This window comes from Leucobacter tardus (assembly GCF_017583045.1).
Taxonomy (GTDB): Bacteria; Actinomycetota; Actinomycetes; order Actinomycetales; family Microbacteriaceae; genus Leucobacter; species Leucobacter tardus.
The window spans coordinates 262,813-285,275 of sequence record NZ_JAGFBF010000004.1; the positions used below are offsets into that span (position 1 = coordinate 262,813).

The window sequence follows — 22,463 nt, forward strand, 5'->3', positions numbered from 1 at the left end:
GGAACTCATGTCAGTGCTCCCCATCACCATCTGCGGTGAACCCGTTCTGCACCGTCCAGCGGAAACCGTGACCGACTTCGGCGACGACCTGCAGCAGCTCGTCGCCGACATGTTCGAGACGACGGTGGCGGCTCCGGGCGTCGGGCTGGCCGCGCCGCAGGTCGGGGTCGGCAAGCGCGTGTTCGTCTGGATCTACGAGGATCAGGATGAAGCCCCTGCCAGGGGAGTCGCCGTGAATCCCGTGCTGTGGGTCAGTCCGGCCGAACCGGGTCTCCCCGACGAGGAAGACGTGGAAGGGTGCCTCTCGTTTCCGGGCGAGCGGTTCGCGTTGCGCCGGTCCGAGCGCGCTCTCCTGCGCGCGCAGGACGCGCAGGGCGAGCACTACGAGATCGAGGCGACCGGGTGGTTCGCCCGTATCCTGCAGCACGAGGCCGACCACCTGGAGGGGCTGCTGTACGTCGACCGCCTCGTGCATCCGGAGAGCCGCGCCGCGCAGAAGGCGGAGCGGAAGAACGGTTGGGGGAAGCCGGGGCTCAGCTGGATGCCCGGCGTCGACGACCTCGAGGGCTGAGTCCGGTCACGCTCCGTCGCCGCGGGGCAGGTGCCGCGAATCAGCGACGGACGACCAGGCGATGGCGGCGGCGAAGAGCAGCGCCGCGCTGATCCAGAAAGCCCATCCGAAGCCCGCGACATCGACGACGGCCCCGGCGAGCAGGGGGCCGATGACGCCGCCGAGATCGGACAGCATCGAGTAGCCCGCGACCGCGGACCCTCCGCGTCGCATACCGACGACGTCCGCCAGCACCGCCTGCTGACCGGGGTTCGCGAGCGCAGAGCCCGCGCCGGCGACGAACATCGCGGCCGCGGCGAAGATGATCGACGGCGAGGCGGGGAAGAGGACGTAGGCGACCGCGGAGACCGCCATCCCGGTGATGAGGAGCGGCTTGCGCCCGACGGTGTCGTTCCATCGACCGGACGGGAAGATGAGGACCGCGTTCCCGGCGGCGTATGCGGCGAGCACCCACGCGGCCATTGCCGCGTCGCCCTGGTACGCCGCGGCGACGAACAGGGGCACGATCGAGATGCGCACCCCGTAGGACGTCCAGCCGAACGCGAAGACCGAGCCGAGCAGGACCCGGTACTGGGGGACGGCGAGCGCGTCGCGCATGGTGAGCACGTGTCGGTCTTCGACCGTGCCGCCGATGCCGACGTAGGTCGACCGGCGCAGTGCGACCCAGACGACGAGCGCCGCGACGATGAGCGTGGCGAAATAGAAGACGAACGGGGCGCGCAGGCCGAAACTCGCGACGACCGCGCCGAAGACGGGCCCGATGAGGCTGCCGAGCAGGAACCCGGCCGCGTTGAGGCTGGCGACACGCCCGCGGGCGTGTACCGGGCTGACCTTGATGAGGAGCGCCGTCGCCGCCACCGTGAACATGATCGACCCGACACCGCCGACGCCCCTGAGAATCAGGAGCTGCGGGTAGTTGACCGCGAGCGCGCACGCGCCGGTCGATAGTGCCACGATGAGGATCCCGGCGGAGTACGTGCGCCGTTCGCCCATGCGCCCGAGGACCCACCCGGCGAGCGGTGCCGAGACGAGTCGCATGAGCGCGAAGGCGCTGACGATCGCCGAAGCGGCGAAGTTCGAGACGCCGAACGCCTGCGCGTACTGCGGGATCGCCGGAGCGACGACGCCGTATCCGAGCGCCACCGAGAAGCCGCCGGCGACGAGCGCCCAGACCTCGAACGGGAGTCGTGCGCGTTCGGTCGGGGGAGAGACGGATCGCGGCACCCGTCGATCCTACTCCGGTGCGGCGACCCGGGGGACGCGTCGACCGACACCCGTCAGCACGTCGCGCTGGATCGTGTCCGCGGCGTCGGCCCAGGCTTCGGCGGAAGGGAGGCCGTGCGTCGGCTCGCCGAACAGCACCACTTCGTCGCCCACCGCGACGGGGGCGTCGCCGATGTCGACGACGAACTGGTCCATCGCGATGCGCCCGACGACGGGGTGGGTGCGGCCGTCGATGTGCACCGTGGCCCGACCGGTCGCCTGCCGGGGAACGCCATCGGCGTACCCGAGCGGTACGAGCGCGAGGGTCGTCTCGCGTTCGGTGCGGTAGAGATAGTCGTACGACACGCCGGTGCCCGGCCCGACGCGTTTCACGGAGGCGACGCTGCCGCGCAGGGTCATCGCCGCACGAAGTCCCAGCGCGGGCCCGTCGCGGTCGGGGAGCGGGCTGAATCCGTAGATGCCGAGACCGATCCTGACCGCGTCGTACCGGGACTCCGGCAGTTCGAGCGCGGCCTGGGACGCGGCGATGTGCCGGATCCGCGGGCGGAGTCCGGATGCGGCGGCGACGTCGAGCGCCTGGTCGAAGCGCCGGATCGCCGCGCGATCGTCGTCGAGCGTGGTGTTGGAGAGGTGGCTGAAGATGCCGACGATCTCGACACGACCGTCGGTCTCGAGCTCGGCGGCGCGTACGCACGCCCGCTCCCACTCGCGCGCGGCGATTCCGTTCCGCGAGAGTCCGGTGTCCACCTTCAGGTGCACGCGGAGCGGTTCGTCACCCGGCGCTCCGTCGCCCGCGGCGTCGAGCTGCTCGACTGACGACAGGCCGACCTCGATGCGGTGCTCGCGCGCCCGCGCGAAGGTCTCGCCCGGAGCATGGAGCCACGCGATGATCGGGGCATCGATACCGGCACTCCGGAGCTCCACCGCCTCCGCGATATCGGCGACGCCGAGGTGCGAGGCGCCGCCCGCGAGCGCGCCGCGTGCGGCGAGGATCGCGCCGTGCCCGTATCCGTCGGCCTTCACCACGGCGATCACGGGCACTCCGGTCAGGTCGACGAACTTCTGCGTATTCGCGGCGATCGCTGCAACGTCGATGCGGGCTTCCCGGAACGGCGCGGGAGACGAGCCGCGGGATGAGCTGAGGGTCTCGGTCATTCGGGCGGGCTCCTTGCTCGCGAGATTCGAAGCGGTCGCGGACGCGAGCCCGCGACGCCCCCATTCTAGAGAGGTGTCGCGGGCTCGCACCTGCGTCGCGCTACCGCTGCTTCAACCGCGCGCGCACCTCGATGGCGCGGGTGTCCATCTCCTGCTCGGCGGTGCGCCACGACTGGTACCCGGGGTCGTTGACGAAGGCGCGGTCGATCTCCTCCTGGCTGGCCCGGAGCTTCGGGTCGAACTTGAGGTACGACTTCGTCTCCCGCGCCACCAGATTCGACAGGATCAGGATGCCGATGAGGTTCGGGATCACCATGAGTCCGTTCATGATGTCCGCGAGCGTCCACACGGTCGCGAGGGGGATCGTGCAGCCGACGTACGCCATCACGACCCAGACGAGACGGAACGGTGTGATCGCTCGCGTGCCGACCGCTCGTTCGATGGCGCGCTCGCCGTAGTACGACCACCCCCAGAGCGTGGTCGAGGCGAACATGATCAGGCTGATCGCGACGATCCATCCGCCCCACTCGCCCGGCAGTCCCTCCGAGAACGCGGCGGAGGTGAGGTTCACGCCGGTGAGCGCGTCGCCCGCGTCGTCGATGAAGGTGTAGGCGTCGGTGACCACGATCACGAGTGCGGTCATGGTGACCAGGATGATGGTGTCGATGAAGGTCTGCGTCATCGAGACGAGACCCTGTCGCACCGGGTGGCTCGTCTGCGCGGCACCTGCGGCGATGGCCGCCGAGCCCATGCCCGACTCGTTCGAGAAGAGTCCGCGTGCGAGACCGAACTGGATCGCCGCGATCACGGCTGCTCCGGTGAAGCCGCCGGCCGCCGCGGAACCGGTGAAGGCGTCCATGAAGATCGTGGCGAAGGCGGCGGGGACATCTCCGATGTGCACGAGCAGGATCCACAGCTGCGCAGCGATGAAGAACACGATCATGAAGGGCACGATGCCGGCTGCTGCACGGCTGATCGACTGCACGCCGCCGATGAGGACGACGAAGGTCAACGCGGCCAGGACGAGGCCGGTGGCCCAGGTGGGGATGCTGAAGTTCGCGGTCATCGTCTCGGCGATCGAGTTGCCCTGCACCATGTTGCCGATGCCGAAGCTGGCGAAGATGGTGAAGATCGTGAATGCCCAGGCGAGCACGAACCCGAGCGGGCCACGGATGCCCTTCTGCAGGTAGTACTGCGGTCCGCCGTTGCGTCCGCCCTTCGCGTCGACCTGGCGGAATCGCACGGCGAGGAAGGACTCGCTGTATTTGAGCGCCATGCCGAAGATGCCACTGACCCACATCCAGAAGATCGCGCCGGGCCCGCCGAGCGCGATCGCGGTCGCGACGCCCGCGATGTTGCCGGTCCCAACGGTAGCGGCGAGGGCGGTTGCGAGTGCGCGGTACTGCGAGACGTCACCGCTGGCGCCCTTGTCCGAGCGACGGATCAGTCCGAGGTGGAGCGCTGATCCGGTGCGGAGAAACTGCAGCCCCCCGAGTCGCACGGTCATGTAAATGCCGGTGCCGAGCAGCAGCGGGATGAGGACGAACGGCCCCCAGATCACTGCAGCAATGCTGTCGAGGACGGAATTCAGTGCATCCACAGGGGTGTTCCCACTTTCGATGTCGCGGCGGTGCGTGAGCGGCGCCCCCGGCCTCGTGAGTCTGAGAGCAACCTGAGTGTCGAGTATAGGGGAGGACATCGATGTGACGCGACGCAGACGGCCCCGCCGAACGTCTGTCCGTTCGGCGGGGCCGTCTGTGCGCACTCCGTCAGGAGCGGACAGATACCCGTCAGTTGGCGTCGAGGAAGTCGAGCACGGCGCGATTGAACTCCGTCGCGTGACTGGTGTTGATGCCGTGGGGGCCGCCCTCGATCACGTGCAGCACGCTGTCAGAGATCGCCTCGTGGGTGCGCTGACCCGAGCCTTCGAGGGGGACTGTCGCGTCCGAATTGCCGTGCACGACCAGAGTCGGCACGGAGACGTGGCGCAGATCCTCGCGGAAGTCGGTCCCGGCGAAGGCGTCCATGCAGAGGAGTGCCGCCCGCTGATCGGATTGATGCGCGAGTCTCAGTGCCGCTTGACGCTGCTCCTCGCTCACCTTGATATCGCCGTCGACCGAGAAGAAATCAGTGATGAACTGGTCGAAGAAGCCGTCGCGGTCGTTCTCGAGCCCCTGGCGCATGCTGGCCGCCGAATCGGCGTCGAGCGGCCCCTCCGGGTTGTCCTCGGTCTGAGCGAGATACGGCGGCACGGCTGCCGCGAAGACGATGCTCCGCAGGCGGTCCTGTCCGTGGCGCGCGATGTAGCGCGCCACTTCGCCCCCGCCCATCGAGAACCCGATGAGTGTCGCGTCGGTGAGGTCACGCGCCTCGAGCACAGCCGCCAGATCATCGGCGAGCGTGTCGTACTCGTACCCCGACTCCGGCTTCTCGCTCCGACCGAACCCGCGACGATCGTAGGTGATGACGCGGTAGCCCTCGGCGACGAGCGCATCCACCTGCTCGCCCCAGGACTCGCCTGAGAGCGGCCACCCGTGGATGAGGACGACGGGACGACCCGTGCCCCCCGTGTCATCGACGTGGACCGGTGCGGTGTCGAGTACTCCGTGGTGTTCCTGTGTCATGCAGACCTCCCTGAGTCGCGGTGGACGTTCCGGTGGGGAACACATCCCAGCCTAGGGACGGCACGAATTTCGGGGGAGGGGTTGCGCTCTCAGCGCACCACCGCGAGTGACAGGAGTGCCCCCGGCAGGATTCGAACCTGCGACCGTCGGATTAGAAGGCCGATGCTCTATCCACTGAGCTACGGGGGCGACCTTTCGAGGGTACACCGTCGACGGACGCGCCCCGTTGCATGGTGCGATGCCGAGTCGTAGGATGGTGCGGTCGTGCGGAGAACCCGGGCGGCGACCGTCATATTCAGGTTTGTGATCGACGCACCACGTCGATCGTCAGGAGAGGTGCCGATGAGATCCTCGGTCATCGTTCGAGGCGATGTGCTGCCGCAGTACGCGGAGCTCGCATCGGAGTGCGGCGATCCGCAGCGGCCGACGGGGCTGCTGTGGGGTGTCGACCTGCACGCGTGCGCGTCCCGGAAAGAAGCGAAGACGGAGTGGCGGAAGGCGGTCGCGGGTATCCGCGCGACGCTCGACCAGTACCCGTCGGTGCGGCGGGTCTGCGTGGCCGGGCGTCGCCCGGAGGACTCGAGTCGGCCCCTGGCCCCGGTGAAGCGCGTTCCCGGCGGGTTGGCGCTGCAGATCCACAACGATCTTGAGCGCGATCGCGGGCGCTTCGTCCAGACACTTGTGCTCGATGTGACGGGGTGCGACCAGCCGGCGAAGCTGACCGATCGCCTGGCGGAGACCTTCGACGCGCGGTCGACCGGGTGGAGCGATCTCACGCTCACGTGGAACGACATCACCGATCGCGGCTGCGAGCAGGCCTGGGAGGCCCAGGCCCTCTAGCGCGGGCGGCCTATTCCAGTCGATTCACCATCGCCTGCGCGGCCCGCTCCACGTAGTCCCGGAACGCCGCGTCGTGCATCGGCGGGAGCGCCGCCTCGTCGAGCGCGTGATGCATGTGCACCAGCCAGCGGTCGCGGGCCTCGGGGGTCACGGCGAAGGGCTGGTGGCGCATCCGCAGGCGGGGGTGTCCCCGCTGCTCGGAGTACGTCGTCGGTCCGCCCCAGTACTGCTCGAGGAACGCCCGGAGACGCCACTCGGCGCCCTCCCAGTCGTCGGCCGGGTACATCGGCGCGAGCACCGGGTCCTCGCGCACTCCGGCGTAGAACACGTGCACGATGCGCTCGAAGGTCTCGGTGCCTCCCACCTGCGACCACACCGTGTCGGTCACGGCCGGGCCCTGGTCGCCGAGCCGCAGCGTCAGATTCGGGCGTGCCGGTTCGTCGGTCACTGGGTCCCTCCGGGGTAGTTCGGCAGTTCGGCGGCGAGAGTGATGCCCGCCTCGGCGAACTTCGTTTTCAGGCGAGCGCGCAGTGCACGCTGCACGCCCCACTGCGCCTCGGGTCGCGTCATCATGACCATGCGGAGCGTGGCGCGGTCGCCGAAGACGCTCTCGAGCCCCCAGACCTCCGGCTCGCCCGTGACCTTGCGAATGTACTCGGGATCGTGCGCGAGCTCGTGCGCGGCCTCGGTGGCGACCCGTTCCGCGAGCTCCAGGTCGTTGTTCGCGTCGATCGTGATGTCGACGAGTGCGCGACCCCACCCCTGCGAGGCGTTGCCGAGCGTGAGCACTTCGCCATTGCGCACGAACCAGAGCGTGCCATCGAGCGCACGGAGTTGCGTCACTCGGATTCCGACGTCCTCAACCGTTCCGGTGATCTCGCCGATGGTGACGAGGTCGCCCACCCCGAGCTGATCCTCAAAGACCATGAACACCCCGTTGAGGATGTCCTTGATGACGTTCTGCGCGCCGAAGGCCAGACCCGCCGCAGCGACACCGGCGGAGGCCAGGATCGCGGTGAGGTTGAAGTTCAGCTGCCCGAGCACCATCACCGTCGCAATGATGACGATCACCCAGGTGATGAGGCTTCGACCGATGCCGCCGAGCGTGCGCGTCCGTTGGATGGCGCGAGCTTTGACGAGGGGTGACGCACGGATCTCCGTCGTCGCCTCCACGTTCTGGTTCTTCTTCACGCCGCTCACGACGCCCTCGATGAACCGCTTCAGCAGGCGTCGCAGCACCCAGTGCACCACGAAGGCGAGCACCAGGATCACGACGATCCGGATCGGCACCTGGAACTCATCGATGAACGCGAGCACTGCCGCCCACACTCCGCTCGTCATCTGATCGACCTCTTCCAATCACACCTCCCGGTCGGCTCGCTGCGCGTTGAGGGCTCGTTCGACTCCTGCCAGGTGCTCGCTCACGAGACGGCGCAGGGCCGCGGGCGCCTCGGGGTGGGCATCGAGCCACGCCTGCGTCGCCTGCTGCAGTCGCTCGTCCGCCAGCGGAGCGGGGAAGAAGCCGTCGATGAGTTCATCGGCGATGGCGTAGCTGCGCGAGGCCCAGACGTCTTCGAGCGCCGAGAAGTAGTGCTCGACGAACGGCTCGAGCGTGGCGAGATCGCGCGCGCGAGTGAAGCCGAGACCGGTCGCCCGGACGATGAGGTTCGGCGCGGTCGCGTCGGCGAACACCGAGTCCCAGGCGGCGCGCTTGTCCTCAGGGGACGGGAGCGCGGCGCGGGCGTGCGCCGCGGACTGCTGACCGCTGGCCGTGCGATCCTCGGCGAGCCGCGCATCGATCGCGCTCGCGTCGATGCGTCCTCCCGCGGCCAGTGCGATGAGCAGCTCCCAGCCGAGATCGGTGTCGATGTCGAGACCGTCGATCAGGGCGCTTCCGTCGAGCAGGCGCGCCACGGCGTCCAGCTGCTCCTCGGTGCCGGCCACCTGCGCGAAGGTCTTCACGAACTGGAACTGGCGATCCGAACCCGGCTCGGCGTCGACGGCGAGCTGCCACAGCATGTCGGCGACGCGCTCGAGCATCGCGGTGCGTCGGTCGCGGGCGACGTACGAGGAGGCGGCGAGCACGAGCTGGCCCAGCAGCGTGCGCAGGGTCGTCGAGGCCGACTCGGCGGCGATGTGGCGCAGCACGAGGTCGACGAAGTGCGTCGGCGGGAACTCGCCGTCGCGCGTCGCATCCCAGAGCGCGCCCCACATGAGTGAGCGGGGGAGCGAGTCGTCTAGATCGCCGAGGTGCTCGGCGACGGTCTCGAGCGAACGGTCGTCGAGACGGATCTTCGCGTAGGTGAGGTCGTCGTCGTTCAGGATCACGAGCGCCGGGCGGCGCTCGCCGACGAGCTCGTCGACGGAGGTCGAGGCGCCGTCGATGTCGAGTTCGACCCGCTTCACTCGGCCCAGGGAGACCCGGTCGCGGTCGCGATCCTTCTGCAGTTCGTAGAGTCCGACCGCGATGCGGTGCGGGCGGAGCGTCGGGTGGGAGTCCGCAGCCGACTGCTCGATCGTGAACGACGTGAACCGGCCGTCGGCGTCGACGCCGAACGCGGGGCGCAGCGTGTTGACCCCTGCGGTCTCGAGCCAGAGCTTCGTCCAGTCCGACAGATCTCGGCCGCTTCGTGCTTCGAGTTCGGTCATGAGGTCGGGCAGCTCGGTGTTGCTGTGGTGGTGCTTCACGAAGTAGTCGTGCACGCCCTGCATGAACGGTTCGCGTCCGACCCAGGCGACGAGCTGCTTCAGCACTGAGGCGCCCTTGGCGTACGTGATGCCGTCGAAGTTCACGAGCACGTCTTCGAGGTCGCGGATCTCGGCGACGATGGGGTGCGTCGACGGCAGCTGATCCTGGCGGTAGGCCCACGACTTCTCCGATGCGACGAATGTCGTCCAGCACTCGGTCCACTCGGTGGCCTCCGCCACGGCGAGCGTCGACATGTACTCGGCGAAGGACTCGTTGAGCCAGAGGTCGTTCCACCAGCGCATGGTCACGAGATCGCCGAACCACATATGCGCGAGTTCGTGGAGGATCGTGACGACGCGACGCTCGCGCATCGCGTCGGTCACCTGGCTGCGGAACACGTAGGCCTCGGTGAAGGTGATCGCGCCCGCGTTCTCCATCGCACCCGCGTTGAACTCGGGAACGAAGAGCTGGTCGTACTTCTCGAACGGGTAGGGGTAGTCGAACTGCTCCTCGAAGAACGCGAATCCCTCGCGCGTCTTCTCGAAGACGTAGTCGGCATCGAGGTGCGGGGCCAGCGACTCGCGGCAGAACACCCCGAGCGGGATCGTGCGGCCGTCGCGGCTCGTCAGTTCGCTCCGCTCCACGTGGTACGGGCCGGCGATGAGCGCGGTGATGTAGCTGGACATGACGGGCGTGGGCGCGAACGTCCAGGTCGCGAGGGCGACGCCGTCGCGCTCGCCGGCCGGCACCTGGTCAGGCGTCGTCTGGTTGCTCACGACCTGCCAGCGGGCCGGCGCCGTCACGCTGAAGCGGAACGTGGCCTTGAGGTCGGGCTGCTCGAACACCGCGAAGACCCGTCGCGAATCGGGCACCTCGAACTGCGAGTAGAGGTACACCTCGTCGTCGGCAGGGTCGACGAACCGGTGCAGGCCCTCACCCGTGTTCGTGTAGCGCTGCTCGGAGACGACCGTCAGCGTGTTCTCCGCAGCGAGGTCGGGCAGAGCGATCCGGGAGTCCGCGAACGCTTCGCTCGGATCGAGCTCGGTACCGTTGAGATCGATCCGGCTGACCTCCGCCGCGATCAGATCGATGAAGGTCGAGGCGCCCGCCGTCGCGGAGAATCGGACCGTGGTCTCAGCTCCGAAGCGCTCGGGTCCGCGAGCGAGGTCGAGAGCGACCTCGTAACTGTCGACGGTGACGATCGAGGCGCGCTCCTGCGCTTCCACGCGGGTCAGGTTTTCTCCGGGCACGATGCTCCTTACGGACGACTGCGGTCGAGTTCGGGTGTGACTGCTGCACGAGTGACCCGAACAGCCTATGCCTCCCGCCTCAGAACTCGCAGCATGAGCACGCGACGTGCGTAGGGTGGGGGCATGACGCGGACGCTCGGAAACTCGGGACTGGTGGTTTCGCCGGTCGGACTCGGCTGCAACAACTTCGGCAGGCCGGGAGCTCCGACCGAGGACCAGCGCGGCACTGATGCCGTGATCGGGGCGGCGATCGATGCGGGCATCACCCTCTTCGACACCGCCGACATGTACGGCTACGCCTTCGGACGCAGCGAGCGCATGATGGGCGAGGCGCTCGGGGCGCGCCGCGACCGCATCGTCCTCGCCACGAAGTTCGGGCATCCCGGCATGGACGCTCCGTACACGAACGCGGAAGCGCGAGGATCGCGCCGCTACCTGCGGCAGGCCATCGAAGGGTCCCTCACGCGGCTGCGCACCGACTGGATCGATCTGTACCAGCTGCACATGCCCGATCCGCTGACGCCCATCGCCGAGACCGTCGTCGCCCTCGACGAGCTCGTGCGCGAGGGCAAGGTGCGCTATCTCGGACATTCGAACCTCTCGGGCTGGCAGATCGCCGAGGCGCACTTCGTGGCTCGAGAACTGGGATGCTCCGCGTTCATCTCGGCGCAGAACGAGTTGAGTCTGGTGCAGCGCGACAGCGACCGCGAAGTGCTCCCGGCGGCGCGACACTTCGGTCTCGGGGTGCTGCCGTTCTTCCCGCTCGCGAACGGGCTGCTCACCGGCAAGTTCACGCGCGATCACTTCCCGGCGGACTCCCGCATCATGCGCCAGCGGCCGCATGTCGCCGAGAACGCGGACTGGGACGCGCTGGACGCGTACCGCGCGCTGTGCGACGACTGGGACGTCACAATGCTCGAAGCGACGTTCGGCTATCTGCTCACTCACGAGCCGGTCGCCAGCGTGATCGCGGGGGCCACCACCCCTGAGCAGATCGCTCAGAACGCGGCGGCCGGAGACGCGTTCCGGCCGTCCGCAGCGCAGCGCGCGGCGATCGACGCGCTCTTCCCTGCGCCCACGACCGAGGCTTGACCCATCGGTTCTGCGCGGGTCTACACTGTCGGCATGAGTAGCACGCCGAAGGTTGAGTTCTATTTCGACACCATCTGCCCCTGGTGCTGGATGACCAGCAGGTGGGTGGCCGACGTTGCCGATCAGCGCGGCTTCACGGTGGAGTGGCACCCGATCAGCCTGAAGATTCTGAACGAGGGTCAGGACACGGGCAGCCACGCCGACTCGCATCAGAAAGGTTTGCGCATGGGCCGCGTCATCGAAGCGGCGCGTCGGCAGCACGGCGAGGCCGTGGTCGGCCGGTTGTACACCGAGTTCGGTACGCGGGTGCACCCCGGCGGTCGTGATGACGCCGACGGCGTGATCGCGGAGTCGCTCGCCGCAGTCGGGCTCGAGGCGTCCTTCGCCGAGGCGGCGGACGATGAGCAGTACGACGCTCAGCTGCGCGAGAACACTGATCATGCGATCGACATCGCGGGTCCCGACGTGGGCGTGCCGATCATCTCGATCGACGGCGTCGCCTTCTTCGGTCCGGTCGTCACCCCCGCTCCGACCGGTGACGCCGCGCTGCAGCTCTGGGACGGCATCGCCGCCGCGGCTGCGGTCCCGGGGTTCTACGAGCTCAAGCGCGGCCGCACGAAGGGGCCCGAGTTCTGAGTCTTCCGTCTCAGAGCACACGCGCCATGCACCGACGCGACTAAACTCGGGACTCATGCGCATTCACATCGCCACCGATCACGCAGGCCTCGAGTTCAGTCAGCAGCTGCAGCGTCACCTGAGTGACCAGGGTCACGAGGTGATCGACCACGGCCCTGCCGAATACGACGCGCTCGACGATTACCCGTCGTTCTGCATCAACGCGGCACTCGCCGTCGCCCGCGATCAGCGCGACGGCGTCGAGGCGCTCGGTGTCGTGTTCGGGGGGTCGGGCAATGGCGAGCAGATGTCGGCCAACAAGGTCGCGGGTATCCGTGCTGCGCTGGTCTGGAGCGACGCGACGGCGGAACTCGCGCGAGAGCACAACGACGCGAACGTTATTTCGATCGGCGCGCGCCAGCACCCGGTGGCCGACGCGATCCGCTTCATCGACCGCTTCATCGCCACACCGTTCTCGGGCGACGAGCGCCACGTCCGCCGCATCGGTCAGATGGGCGAGTTCGAGCGCACGGGCACGATCACCGACCGTCACGTGGATCGTCCGTAATGCCGGAGGGCCACTCCGTTCACCGTATCGCGCGTCAGTTCGCGGTGAACTTCGTCGGCACGTCTCCCGAGGTCACGAGTCCGCAGGGCCGGTTCGCCGAGGGCGCGGCACGTATCAGCGGTCGGGAGATGACCGACGCGCGCGCGGTCGGCAAGCAAATGTTCCTCGAGTTCGACGGCACCGACTGGTTGCGGGTGCATCTCGGCATCTACGGGGCATGGGACTTCGCGGGCGAGGTGCGGATCGACCCGTCGATCCAGCTGCATGCCTCGAAGTTCGGGCGGGGTCGGCTCGGACAAACGGGAATGGCCGGTGTCGTCGCATCCGTCGATCGCGAGGGCGAGGATTCGGTCGCGTCGATCGGTGCCCCGCGCCGGGCTCGGTTGAAGATGGCCGAGCATGATCGTGCCGGCGAGATCGCGGAGGCGTTTCCCCCGGATCCGGTCGGCCAGGTGCGCGTGCGCCTGCTGAACGATGACGTGTGCGCCGACCTGCGAGGCCCCACGGCCTGCGAGGTGCTCACCGCGACAGAGGTGGACACTGTCATCCAGAAGCTCGGTCCTGACCCCGCGAACGCGAACACCCCGGAGGAGCGTGCGCGGTTCGTCGAGCGTGCGGGCAAGAAGCGGACGCCCATCGGTCTCGTGCTCATGGATCAGTCGGTCGTCGCCGGCATCGGCAACGTGTACCGTGCCGAGATGCTCTTCCGCGCCGAACTCGATCCGCACACCCCGGCGAACACGCTCGACCGCACCGTGCTCGAGTCGCTCTGGGACGACTGGGCGCACCTGCTCGACATCGGGATCACGGTCGGCCAGATGATCACGATCGACGGTCTCGATGGCGAGGCCTACCAGCGGGCGCTCGCCGAACGCGACGAGCGCCACCGGGTGTACAAGCTCGAGGGCACCCCCTGCGCGCGCTGCGGCACGAACATCGTGCTCGAAGAGTTCGGGGCGCGGAAGCTCTACTGGTGCCCAGGCTGCCAGCACTGACGGCATCGGAACGATCCTGCCCCCGACGACCTGGACAGCAGAGAATGTCAGAGGTCGGTGGGACACTACGCGCATGACGCAGATCGTGTATCGCACCGCCACCACGCTGGACGGGTTCATCGCCGACCCCGCAGATTCGCTCGCGTGGTTGCTGCGTCAGCAGCAGTCGCGCGAGGGCGAGGCCAGGTTCGACGCGTTCATGGCTGAGGTGGGCGCGATCGTGATGGGAGCGACGACCTACGAGTGGGTGCTCGCGCACGACGACGGCGCCTGGCCGTACACGCAGCCCGCCTGGGTGATGACGCACCGCGATCTCCCTGCGCGTCCCGGGGTGCACTTCGTCAGCGGCGGCGTGCGCGAGCTGCATCCTGAGCTCGCAGCCGTTGCGGAGAGTCGGCAGATCTGGGTGGTCGGCGGAGGAGATCTCGCGGGGCAGTTCGCCGATGCCGGGCTTCTCGACGAGATCGTGTCCTCGATCGCCCCCGTCACACTCGGCTCGGGGCGTCCGCTGCTGCCGCGTCGACTCGATCTCGAACTGGTCGAGGTGCTGCCGAACGGGTCCTTCATCGATGCCCGCTACCGAGTCATCGGTCCGCTGGTCGAAGATCGGTGACGGCTTAGTAGGAGGGCCTCGCCCACGTATGGCATAATTGATCCTTGTGCCACGGCGCGACGCTGCCGCGAGGGTTTCGCACGGTCCGTGAAAGCACGACTCATACTTCCTGAACACGATATCCGCGTTCCGACTTGCGGCGGGCGCAGAGAGAAGACGATCATGCAGAAGCTCGACCACGTCGATGCCGCGTCGCTCAAGAGCGACATCCCCGATTTCCGCGCCGGTGACACCGTCAAGGTGCACGTGAACATCGTCGAGGGCAGCCGCTCCCGCGTGCAGGTGTTCCAGGGCGTCGTCATCGCGCGCCACGGCGAGGGCGTCCGCGAGACGTTCACCGTGCGCAAGATCAGCTTCCAGGTCGGTGTCGAGCGCAAGTTCCCCGTCCACTCGCCCGCGATCGACAAGATCGAGCTCGTCTCGCGCGGCGACGTGCGACGCGCGAAGCTGTACTACCTGCGCGGTCTCACCGGCAAGAAGGCCAAGATCAAGGAGAAGCGCGAGGTCTGATCCCCGCTTCGATAGTCTCGTTCCGAGTCTGTGACGCTTTCAGGCTCCCCCCGGTCCCGGGTGGGAGCCTGAAGTGTCTGAGCCCCACTACCGTTCGATCTCTTGCTCCGGTCCGTGCCGCGAGCCGACAGGAGCCTTCCATGAGTGCAGCACGATCCGAGAAGCGTCGCGGCGGAGTCCTCGGATTCCTGCGCGATCTCGTGGTCATCCTGCTGCTGGCGTTCCTCATCTCGTTCCTGCTGAAGACGTTCCTGGTGCGCAGCTTCTTCATTCCGTCGAGCTCGATGGAGGACACGCTGCAGGTCGACGATCGCATCCTGGTCAATCAGCTCGTGCCGGGGATGATGGATGTGAAGCGCGGCGACATCGTGGTGTTCCAGGATCCGGGCGGATGGTTGAACGCGCCGCCCTCGGAGCCCCCCACCGGATTCGAGTGGGTGCTGCAGTCAGTCGGCCTGGCAGCCGATACGAGCCACGAGTACGTCGTGAAGCGCGTCATCGGCGTCGGTGGCGATCGGGTGGCCTGCTGCGATGCGAACGGCAAGATCACAGTCAACGGGGTGCCGATCGATGAACCGTACCTGAAGCTGCCCGAGGGGGCGCCGGCGTCCGAACTCGAGTTCGATGTGACGGTGCCCGAAGGGTCCGTGTGGGTAATGGGCGATAACCGGAACGCGAGCAAGGATTCGCGGTACAACCAGGATCAGCCGGGCGACGGATTCGTGCCCGAAGAGGAGATCGTGGGGCGCGCGTTCCTGCTCAACTGGCCGCTCAACCGGTTCGGTGTGCTGCACAACCCTGAGGAGACCTTCACCGGGGTCGAGAGTGCCGGCTGACGCGAGCCGCACTGCGCCGATCCCGAAGGACCCGACGCTCGACACCGAGCGGGAGTATTTCGCCGGCGGGGCCGTCTGCGTCATCGGTCTCGACGAAGTCGGGAGAGGGGCGATCGCGGGGCCGGTCGCGGTGGGCGCGCACGTGGTGTTCGGAGACGGTGCATCGTTTCCGGAGGGGCTGCGCGATTCCAAGCTGCTGAGTGAGAAGCGACGCGAGACGATCGCTCCGCTCGTCGATGCGTGGGGGACGGGCTCGGTGGGGTTCGCGAGCGCCGCGGAGATCGACGCGCAGGGCATTACCGCCATGCTTGGCGAGGCCGCGCGCCGCGCCCTGCTGCGACTGCACGACATGGGTGTGCCGGTGGACCGCGCCCGTATCCTGCTCGACGGCGCGCACGATTGGTTGAGTCCGGTGCTCCGCTCGCCGCTCGCGGTGCAGACGAAGGTCGGTGCGGACCGTGCCTGCGCGAGCGTTGCCGCCGCGTCGGTGCGGGCGAAGGTGGCGAGGGATCGCCTGATGCGCGAGGTCGACGAGTTGCACCCGCAGTACGCCTGGGCGGCGAACAAGGGGTACGGCTCGCAGGCGCACTACGCCGGAATCGCCGCGCACGGGTTGACTGAGCTCCACCGCGCCACCTGGATTCGGGAGAGTAGGCTGGGACGGTGAGTTTCCGCGAACCTTCGCCCGACGCCCCGATCGGGGTGTTCGATTCAGGCGTCGGCGGGCTGACGGTCGCCCGTGCGATCCGCGACCAGCTGCCGAACGAGGCGATGATCTACGTCGGCGACAGCGCCCATACCCCGTACGGGCCGCGCCCGATCGCCGAAGTGCGGCGGTTCGCCCTCGAGATCCTCGACGATCTGGTCGCGCAGGGCGTGAAGATGCTGGTCATAGCCTGCAATACGGCCTCCGCCGCCGTACTGCGGGATGCGTATGAGCGCTACGACGTTCCGGTCGTCGAGGTCATCGGGCCGACGGTCCGCAGCGCCGTGACGCTGACGCGGAACGGCAGGATCGGGCTCATCGGCACGCAGGGGACGATCCAGTCCCGTGTGTACGATGACATGTTCACCATCAGGCCCGATATCTCCTTGACGACTCGGGCCTGCCCGCGCTTCGTCGATCTCGTCGAGCAGGGCCGAACGTCAGGGCCCGACGTGCTCGATATCGCTGAGGAGTATCTCGCACCCCTCGTCGACGACGGGATCGACACGCTCGTGCTGGGGTGCACGCACTACCCGTTCTTGCGGGGTGCGATCCGGCAGGTCGTCGGGTCGGACGTCGCGCTGGTCTCGAGCGACATCGAGACCGCGAACCAGGTCTACCAGACATTGACGGAGCAGGATCTGCTGCGACCCGCGGACGCGGGCCCCGGTGCCGTGCGGTACGAGGCGACCGGGGACGATACGGCGGAGTTCGTCGCACTCGCGCGTCGCCTGCTCGGGATCGGCATCGACGCCGTCGACCATGCGCCCACCGGCGCGATTCGAATTCCCGGGGCGTGACTCCGGGCGACCACGATGCGCGCGACGCGCATGAGAGGAGCATCATGACCGTGACGACACGAGCCGATGGACGCACTGCGGCCGACCTGCGACCGGTGACCATCGAGCGGGGCTGGAGCGCGCAGGCCGAGGGGAGTGCCCTCATCTCCTTCGGGCAGACCCGGGTGCTCTGCACCGCATCGTTCACCCCTGGCGTCCCGCGCTGGTTGGCGGGCAAGGGCACGGGATGGGTGACGGCCGAGTACGCGATGCTGCCGCGCGCGACGAACGACCGCTCGCAGCGCGAGTCGGTGAAGGGCAAGATCGGCGGGCGCACCCACGAGATCTCGCGGCTGATCGGGCGCAGCCTGCGCGCCGTGATCGACACGAAGGCGCTGGGCGAGAACACGATCGTGATCGATTGCGACGTGCTGCAGGCCGACGGCGGTACGCGTACGGCGGCGATCACCGGTGCGTACGTCGCACTCGCCGACGCCATCGACTGGGCGCGCGCACGCGGGCACATCGCGAAGAAGGCGCAGCCTCTGCGCGACAGCGTCGCGGCCGTCTCGGTCGGCATCGTCGGCGGCGTGCCGATGACGGACCTCGCCTACGTCGAGGATTCTCGAGCCGGAACCGACATGAACGTCGTGATCGCGGGGTCGGGCGATTTCATCGAGGTCCAGGGGACCGCGGAGGGCGCGCCGTTCAGTCGCGATGAGCTGAACCGACTGCTCGATCTCGCGCTCGTCAGCGGCACGGAGCTCGCTGAGCTCCAGCGCACGGCGCTGTCGGACGCGCTCGAGCCGGGAGGCCTCGCGTGACGCAGCGCGTCGTCCTCGCGAGTCACAACGCGCACAAGCTCGAGGAGCTGCGGCGGATCGTCGGGCCGGCGCTGCCCGGAATCGAGCTCGTCGGGTACGACGGCCCCGAGCCGGTGGAGAACGGTGTCACGTTCGCCGCGAACGCGCTCATCAAGGCGCAGGCCGCTGCGGAGCACACCGGCCTGCCGGCGATCGCCGACGACTCCGGCATCGCTGTCGACGTGCTCGGCGGGTGCCCCGGCATCTTCTCGGCGCGCTGGGGCGGTCCCGCGCGCAGCGACACGGCGAACGTCGATCTGCTGCTGTGGCAGCTCTCCGATCTCACCGACGAGCACCGGGCGGCGCAGTTCGTCTGCGCCGCGGCGCTGGTGTTGCCGGGGACCGCGGGTGCCGAGACCAGCGTGCTCGGCGTCTGGCCGGGGTCGGTGCTGCGCGCACCCGCCGGAGCGGGAGGGTTCGGGTACGACCCGATCTTCCAGCCTGAGGGGGAGACGCGGTCGGCCGCCGAGTTGAGCCCCGCCGAGAAGGACGCCGTCTCGCACCGCACGCGCGCGTTCACCGCACTCGCGCCGGAGATCCTCGCCCGCGTCGCGTTCTAGCGCTCAGCCGACGAGCGCGTGCACCACGAGTTCGCCGAGCACGATCGCTGCGACGAGGCAGAACACCGCGCCTGCGACGATGTCGAACCACGGCGCCGCTCGACGGAACCACCGACGGAACGGCCGCGATGAGCATGCGACCGCGACCGCGACGAACCACACGAGTCCGGTCCCGATCATCGCGGCGATCACGAATCCGCGGTCCGCGGCCGTCGCGTCAGCCGGCAAGAACTGGCTGAGCAGCGACGTGAAGAAGATCAGCGCCTTCGGGTTCGCGATGTTCGTCACGAAGCCGAGCGCGTATGGCCGCCGCGCGGGTGGCGCCGCGTCGTCGGGAGCGGAGGCGCGCAGTCCGCGCGATCCGCCCCTCATGCTCTGGATCCCGAGCCAGAGCAGCACCGCGGCGCCGACGATCTGCAGCGCGGGCAGAATCCAGGGGAGCGCCCCGATCAGCGCCGAGATGCCGAGGACCGAGGTGACGATCCAAAGCGCGTTGCCGGTCATGATGCCGAGCGCCGCGAGGACGGCCGGACGACGGTGCCGAACCCCGAGCCTGAGCAGCAGGAAGACGTCGGGACCGGGGCTTGCGACGGCGACGATCCACGCGATCATCAGGGGAGCCCAGGCGGCTGCGGTCATCTGGCTCTCGAGCACCGCACCAGTCTGCCACTTTCATCGTCCCGTCATCGACCGTCGGACACCGTGCGGGTAGGGTGAGGGCATGGCTGCCGAACTGCTGCACGACCGCGATACGTTCACCGTCCGCCGCACGCATGTCTCAGACATGGACAACGCGGTGTATCTGATCACGGCGAAGGCATCGGGGGAGCAGATCCTCATCGATGCCGCCGATGATGTCGAAGAGCTGGAGTCGCTGCTCCGCGCGGGCGCCGAGGACGCCGAGCAGCCCGCGTCGCTCCGGCTCATCGTCACCACGCACGCGCATTGGGATCACACCCGCGCGACCTCCGACCTCGCGGAGCGCACGGGGGCCGATGTCGCGATCGGCGACGCGGACGCCGAGCAGCTCGCCGAGGAGCGCGGTGTGACTGCGCAGCGGCTCTCGCACGGGGACCGCGTCGGCGTCGAGGGTGTTGCGCTCGAGGTGATCGCCCTCCGCGGTCACACGCCCGGCTCGATCGCGTTGGCGACACCCGACGAGTCCCCGGTGCTGCTCTTCACCGGCGACAGCCTGTTCCCGGGCGGGATCGGCAACACGTGGAAGGACCCGGCCCGGTTCGCACAGTTGCTCGGCGATGTGCGCACGCGGCTGTTCGACCGGTTCGACGACGCGATCGTGTACCCCGGCCATGGAGACGGCACCACCCTGGCAGCAGAGCGCCCCGCCCTCCCGGACTGGGAGCAGCGGGGCTGGTGAGCTCTGCGCGGGCGACGTCGCGGTCAGTCGATCTGCAGCTCGCCCATCTCGTCCCAGCCTGAGCCCTCGACCTTGCGCGACACGATGCGCGGGGTCTTGGTGATAAGGGGGCGCAGGGTGTCGATGCCGCGGGCGAAGTGGTCGGACCCGACGTGCGCGGCCGCGGCATCATCGTCGGCGAACGCCTCGACGAGCACGAACTCGTTCGGGTCTTCGACGCTGCGCGACCATTCGAACCAGAGGTTGCCCGGCTCGGCACGGGTCGCGGCGGTGAACTCGGCGTTCCGCTCGACGAAGGTCTCAGCGACTTCGGGCTTGGCCTGATACTTGACGACGATGAAATGCATTTAGCTATAGTAACGCGGCCGGCCATCGTGGCGGCGGGTCGTTGACTGTCGGACGGTCCGAGTAGCATCCTATTCGAACATTGTTTCGAGCAGGAGCCATGATGCAAGAGAGTCGCCGAGCGCGAGAAGCCACCGCGCAGCGCAAACGAATGCCGTACGTGCAGATCGAGACCGACGTGTGGGCGGTCATGCGGAACTCACCAGATGTGCCGGCCGCGATGATCTACCGAATCTCCGACAGAATCCAGGTCGCGAAGTACCTCGTGATGACCTGGCACGCAGAGCCACACCGCCAGCGTATGATCGCCATGTGCGACTCGCTCGAGCATGTAAACGTCTCCTCGAGTTGAGACATAAGCGGCATCAAGGCGTGGCGATCGAACCACCTTACCGCTGCATGAGCGGAGTACAAGCCGAACCTTCCAGCAAGGGGCAAGGGGACGTTTCATCGCTTCGGTGCGCAGTGGTCGACGTCCTTTAAGGGGAGCGCAGTCGGGGCGCTAGAGCTAACCGTCGCGCGCTTGAACTTGCTTCAATAGGCGTAACACTCGCTGCCCTTTGGGAGTTCTTGCGAATTGCACAGCGTCCTCCTCTGAAGTCAGCCACATCCCCTCCGGTGTGCCTGCCGACCAATCCAGGACCGCCTTCCAAATTGGGTTCAACTCGGGTGCTGAACCGTTCTCGAATTCAAAGATCAGAGAGCTCGAGGCAGTCAGCCAGATTGCGGTATGTCCCGAGGCGCAGGGGATACCCTCGCCCCAAGTGACGAGGAATGGTTCGCGGCGTTGGAGTTTCGGTGTGATGGAGGCTTGAAGGTGTGCCAGAACGCGATCCTCAAACTTGTAAGGAACGCCGGCGAAGAAGAATGTGCCCATGCCTCATGGTCTTCTCTAAACCGCACTCGATCTACCCCGTTGTGTTTGGGGATTGAGACGCGACGGCGTCGGTCAGGTTCCGGGTGGACGCTGACTCCGTATCAGTAATGGTCTTTCGCGTAGCGCTCTGCTTGGACCTCGGTCATCACCTGCATTCCATACTGCTGACTTGCAGTATCCTCGAGCACCCGCACCCACACCGGATTAATATCTGGTTGGCGACCGCCTGAGTATCGCACTGTGAGAGAAGTGGCGGGCGAGATCCAGATCGCCATTCGACCGTGTCCGTCACTCGTGCTTCTGTCCCAGTTCAGGAAGAATGGTTCGTTTCGCCGTAGCTTTTGGCATATCGCTGCCCGCATGTGCGAGAGGAGTCTGTCCTCGAACTGATAGTCGTGCCCGTCGTACATTATGTGTCCCATGCCTCAGAGTCGCACCTCAATGACCATTTGGCTAGGGAGGCTCGTAGATGGAGCTGATGTGTACTGATGGGTGGGACATCATGTCCATACTGGGCCAAAGTCAACCACCAATGCACTTTCCCCTAGGGTTTGTCAATGGTTTAGGTCTGCAGGAAGGGAGAGGTGTAGGTTTTCCCCACTTAGGACCAGCAAAGGATCCGACATGTCAACTGATAGCGGAAGTGCTGTAATCGACCTCAAGGCCCCTATTAGCGCGGTCTATCAGGCTTGGACACGCTTCGAAACCTACCCGCTCTTTATGCACCAGGTGAAAGGGATCGTGCAGATCAGTGACAAAGTCCTTCGATGGCGCGTGGCCTTCGAGGATCTCGAGCTTGGCTTCGATGCGACTATCCTCGATCGCGTACCGAGACGGAAGCTGTCATGGCGAAACCTCGGTCCATTCCTTCATAGCGGTCGGGTGGACCTGAGATCGCTCAGCGAAGAACGATCCCGGATACGCCTCATGATGCTCTGGGACCGGCGAATCTTGGTCGATCCTGCTGGTCATCGCCACCTCGTCGACGACACAAGGGTTGCCAATCAACTCGCGTCCTTCGCGAAGCTGTTCCTTGACGGCACGATTGGCTATCGAGTGCCCGCGCTCATTGGTGGCACCTCGGCGTTCTCTCGAGGCCCCATAACCACAGCTCATGACGAAGCTTCGAATGAAACCGAGGGACAGCGAATGACCCGCAGGCGGGCCGAAAGGTGGGACCGTGAGATCCGCAGGTCTGGTCATCAGTACGCGCCCACAGAAGCGACCTCGCTCCGCAGGAAAGCAGAAACTGACCGCGTAGACCTCGAGGAGCAGGTGCTGCCTGCTGACTTCCGCCAGACCGAGTCTATTTCCCAATCCGACTGACCCGAGCCCACGAAAACGCCCCCACCCGACCGAAGTCAGATGGGGGC

General features: G+C 67.3%; 27 protein-coding genes and 1 tRNA gene. 16 read left to right on the forward strand and 12 right to left on the reverse strand.

Going from position 1 to position 22,463, the window contains the following annotated elements; all coding sequences use genetic code 11:
• Window positions 1-7: 7 nt before the first annotated feature.
• Window positions 8-571 carry a peptide deformylase gene (gene def, locus J4H85_RS06760; protein ID WP_208238097.1) on the forward strand — a complete coding sequence of 188 codons (564 nt, stop codon included), beginning with the start codon at window positions 8-10 and terminating at the stop codon, window positions 569-571.
• 6 nt (window positions 572-577) lie between these two features.
• Here def and J4H85_RS14255 read toward each other — a convergent pair whose 3' ends face one another.
• From J4H85_RS14255 to J4H85_RS06785, 5 genes are all read right to left on the reverse strand, one after another.
• The gene (locus J4H85_RS14255) at window positions 578-1,795 is read right to left on the reverse strand and encodes an MFS transporter (RefSeq protein WP_208238098.1); all 1,218 of its coding nucleotides are present in this window, start codon (window positions 1,793-1,795) and stop codon (window positions 578-580) included.
• 9 nt (window positions 1,796-1,804) lie between these two features.
• Entirely contained in the window at window positions 1,805-2,950 is a 1,146-nt protein-coding gene (gene alr / locus J4H85_RS06770; RefSeq protein ID WP_208238099.1) for an alanine racemase, read from the reverse strand.
• 100 nt (window positions 2,951-3,050) lie between these two features.
• Entirely contained in the window at window positions 3,051-4,550 is a 1,500-nt protein-coding gene (locus J4H85_RS06775; protein WP_307863475.1) for an alanine/glycine:cation symporter family protein, read from the reverse strand.
• 190 nt (window positions 4,551-4,740) lie between these two features.
• Window positions 4,741-5,574 carry an alpha/beta fold hydrolase gene (locus J4H85_RS06780; RefSeq protein WP_208238101.1) on the reverse strand — a complete coding sequence of 278 codons (834 nt, stop codon included), beginning with the start codon at window positions 5,572-5,574 and terminating at the stop codon, window positions 4,741-4,743.
• 116 nt (window positions 5,575-5,690) lie between these two features.
• A tRNA-Arg gene (locus tag J4H85_RS06785) sits at window positions 5,691-5,763 on the reverse strand.
• A 153-nt stretch (window positions 5,764-5,916) separates the two neighbouring features.
• Here J4H85_RS06785 and J4H85_RS06790 point away from each other — a divergent pair.
• A complete protein-coding gene (locus tag J4H85_RS06790) occupies window positions 5,917-6,414 on the forward strand; it encodes a hypothetical protein (RefSeq protein WP_208238102.1) in 498 nt (165 codons plus the stop codon).
• A gap of 10 nt (window positions 6,415-6,424) precedes the next feature.
• Here J4H85_RS06790 and J4H85_RS06795 read toward each other — a convergent pair whose 3' ends face one another.
• From J4H85_RS06795 to pepN, 3 genes are read right to left on the reverse strand one after another with little or no spacing between them, the layout of a single operon-like run.
• Window positions 6,425-6,862 carry a globin gene (locus tag J4H85_RS06795; RefSeq protein ID WP_372440190.1) on the reverse strand — a complete coding sequence of 146 codons (438 nt, stop codon included), beginning with the start codon at window positions 6,860-6,862 and terminating at the stop codon, window positions 6,425-6,427.
• The gene (locus tag J4H85_RS06800) at window positions 6,859-7,755 is read right to left on the reverse strand and encodes a mechanosensitive ion channel family protein (protein WP_208238103.1); all 897 of its coding nucleotides are present in this window, start codon (window positions 7,753-7,755) and stop codon (window positions 6,859-6,861) included. Before J4H85_RS06800 ends, J4H85_RS06795 begins: the two co-directional genes overlap by 4 nt.
• Window positions 7,756-7,773: 18 nt before the next feature.
• Window positions 7,774-10,353, reverse strand: a complete 2,580-nt coding sequence (gene pepN / locus J4H85_RS06805; protein ID WP_208238104.1) for an aminopeptidase N — start codon at window positions 10,351-10,353, stop codon at window positions 7,774-7,776.
• A 123-nt stretch (window positions 10,354-10,476) separates the two neighbouring features.
• Here pepN and J4H85_RS06810 point away from each other — a divergent pair, with 123 nt between their 5' ends.
• The 11 genes from J4H85_RS06810 to J4H85_RS06860 all read left to right on the forward strand — a co-directional run bounded on the left by J4H85_RS06810 (window position 10,477) and on the right by J4H85_RS06860 (window position 18,490).
• Window positions 10,477-11,445, forward strand: coding sequence for an aldo/keto reductase (locus tag J4H85_RS06810; protein WP_208238106.1), 969 nt, complete (start codon window positions 10,477-10,479; stop codon window positions 11,443-11,445).
• Between the two features lie 33 nt (window positions 11,446-11,478).
• Complete coding sequence (locus J4H85_RS06815) at window positions 11,479-12,081, forward strand: mycothiol-dependent nitroreductase Rv2466c family protein (protein WP_208238108.1); 603 nt, start codon at window positions 11,479-11,481, stop codon at window positions 12,079-12,081.
• A 55-nt stretch (window positions 12,082-12,136) separates the two neighbouring features.
• Window positions 12,137-12,628 carry a ribose-5-phosphate isomerase gene (locus J4H85_RS06820; RefSeq protein ID WP_208238110.1) on the forward strand — a complete coding sequence of 164 codons (492 nt, stop codon included), beginning with the start codon at window positions 12,137-12,139 and terminating at the stop codon, window positions 12,626-12,628.
• Window positions 12,628-13,623 carry an Fpg/Nei family DNA glycosylase gene (locus tag J4H85_RS06825; RefSeq protein WP_208238112.1) on the forward strand — a complete coding sequence of 332 codons (996 nt, stop codon included), beginning with the start codon at window positions 12,628-12,630 and terminating at the stop codon, window positions 13,621-13,623. The genes J4H85_RS06820 and J4H85_RS06825 overlap by 1 nt, the downstream gene beginning before the upstream one ends.
• A gap of 73 nt (window positions 13,624-13,696) precedes the next feature.
• Window positions 13,697-14,236, forward strand: coding sequence for a dihydrofolate reductase family protein (locus J4H85_RS06830; RefSeq protein ID WP_208238114.1), 540 nt, complete (start codon window positions 13,697-13,699; stop codon window positions 14,234-14,236).
• Window positions 14,237-14,398: 162 nt separating this feature from the next.
• Entirely contained in the window at window positions 14,399-14,746 is a 348-nt protein-coding gene (rplS, locus tag J4H85_RS06835) for a 50S ribosomal protein L19 (protein WP_208238116.1), read from the forward strand.
• Window positions 14,747-14,886: 140 nt separating this feature from the next.
• Window positions 14,887-15,582, forward strand: coding sequence for a signal peptidase I (lepB, locus tag J4H85_RS06840; protein ID WP_208238118.1), 696 nt, complete (start codon window positions 14,887-14,889; stop codon window positions 15,580-15,582).
• Window positions 15,572-16,249, forward strand: a complete 678-nt coding sequence (rnhB, locus tag J4H85_RS06845; protein ID WP_208238120.1) for a ribonuclease HII — start codon at window positions 15,572-15,574, stop codon at window positions 16,247-16,249. The genes lepB and rnhB overlap by 11 nt, the downstream gene beginning before the upstream one ends.
• Window positions 16,246-17,088, forward strand: coding sequence for a glutamate racemase (gene murI, locus J4H85_RS06850; RefSeq protein ID WP_208238123.1), 843 nt, complete (start codon window positions 16,246-16,248; stop codon window positions 17,086-17,088). The genes rnhB and murI overlap by 4 nt, the downstream gene beginning before the upstream one ends.
• 44 nt (window positions 17,089-17,132) lie before the next feature.
• Window positions 17,133-17,891 (forward strand): ribonuclease PH, encoded by a 759-nt coding sequence (rph, locus tag J4H85_RS06855; RefSeq protein WP_208238125.1) that lies wholly within the window; start codon window positions 17,133-17,135, stop codon window positions 17,889-17,891.
• Window positions 17,888-18,490: a non-canonical purine NTP pyrophosphatase gene (locus J4H85_RS06860; protein WP_208238127.1), complete on the forward strand. Its 603-nt coding sequence runs from the start codon at window positions 17,888-17,890 to the stop codon at window positions 18,488-18,490. Before rph ends, J4H85_RS06860 begins: the two co-directional genes overlap by 4 nt.
• Before the next feature lie 3 nt (window positions 18,491-18,493).
• On the opposite strand, the gene J4H85_RS06865 is transcribed toward J4H85_RS06860, so the two are convergent.
• On the reverse strand, window positions 18,494-19,144 hold the full coding sequence (locus tag J4H85_RS06865) for a LysE family translocator (RefSeq protein WP_208238129.1): 651 nt from the start codon (window positions 19,142-19,144) through the stop codon (window positions 18,494-18,496).
• A gap of 67 nt (window positions 19,145-19,211) precedes the next feature.
• On the opposite strand from J4H85_RS06865, the gene J4H85_RS06870 reads away from it, so the two are divergent.
• The gene (locus J4H85_RS06870) at window positions 19,212-19,868 is read left to right on the forward strand and encodes an MBL fold metallo-hydrolase (RefSeq protein ID WP_208238131.1); all 657 of its coding nucleotides are present in this window, start codon (window positions 19,212-19,214) and stop codon (window positions 19,866-19,868) included.
• 23 nt (window positions 19,869-19,891) lie between these two features.
• On the opposite strand, the gene J4H85_RS06875 is transcribed toward J4H85_RS06870, so the two are convergent.
• Entirely contained in the window at window positions 19,892-20,215 is a 324-nt protein-coding gene (locus J4H85_RS06875) for a putative quinol monooxygenase (RefSeq protein WP_208238133.1), read from the reverse strand.
• 158 nt (window positions 20,216-20,373) lie between these two features.
• On the opposite strand from J4H85_RS06875, the gene J4H85_RS06880 reads away from it, so the two are divergent.
• A complete protein-coding gene (locus J4H85_RS06880) occupies window positions 20,374-20,565 on the forward strand; it encodes a hypothetical protein (RefSeq protein ID WP_208238135.1) in 192 nt (63 codons plus the stop codon).
• Between the two features lie 156 nt (window positions 20,566-20,721).
• On the opposite strand, the gene J4H85_RS14355 is transcribed toward J4H85_RS06880, so the two are convergent.
• Both J4H85_RS14355 and J4H85_RS14360 read right to left on the reverse strand, forming a co-directional pair.
• Window positions 20,722-21,090: a DUF7882 family protein gene (locus tag J4H85_RS14355; RefSeq protein WP_441328006.1), complete on the reverse strand. Its 369-nt coding sequence runs from the start codon at window positions 21,088-21,090 to the stop codon at window positions 20,722-20,724.
• A 101-nt stretch (window positions 21,091-21,191) separates the two neighbouring features.
• The gene (locus tag J4H85_RS14360; protein WP_441328007.1) at window positions 21,192-21,512 is read right to left on the reverse strand and encodes a DUF7882 family protein; all 321 of its coding nucleotides are present in this window, start codon (window positions 21,510-21,512) and stop codon (window positions 21,192-21,194) included.
• Window positions 21,513-21,714: 202 nt separating this feature from the next.
• Between J4H85_RS14360 and J4H85_RS06885 the strand changes: the two genes are divergently transcribed.
• Window positions 21,715-22,416, forward strand: a complete 702-nt coding sequence (locus J4H85_RS06885) for an SRPBCC family protein (protein WP_208238137.1) — start codon at window positions 21,715-21,717, stop codon at window positions 22,414-22,416.
• The last annotated feature ends 47 nt before the right edge of the window (window positions 22,417-22,463 follow it).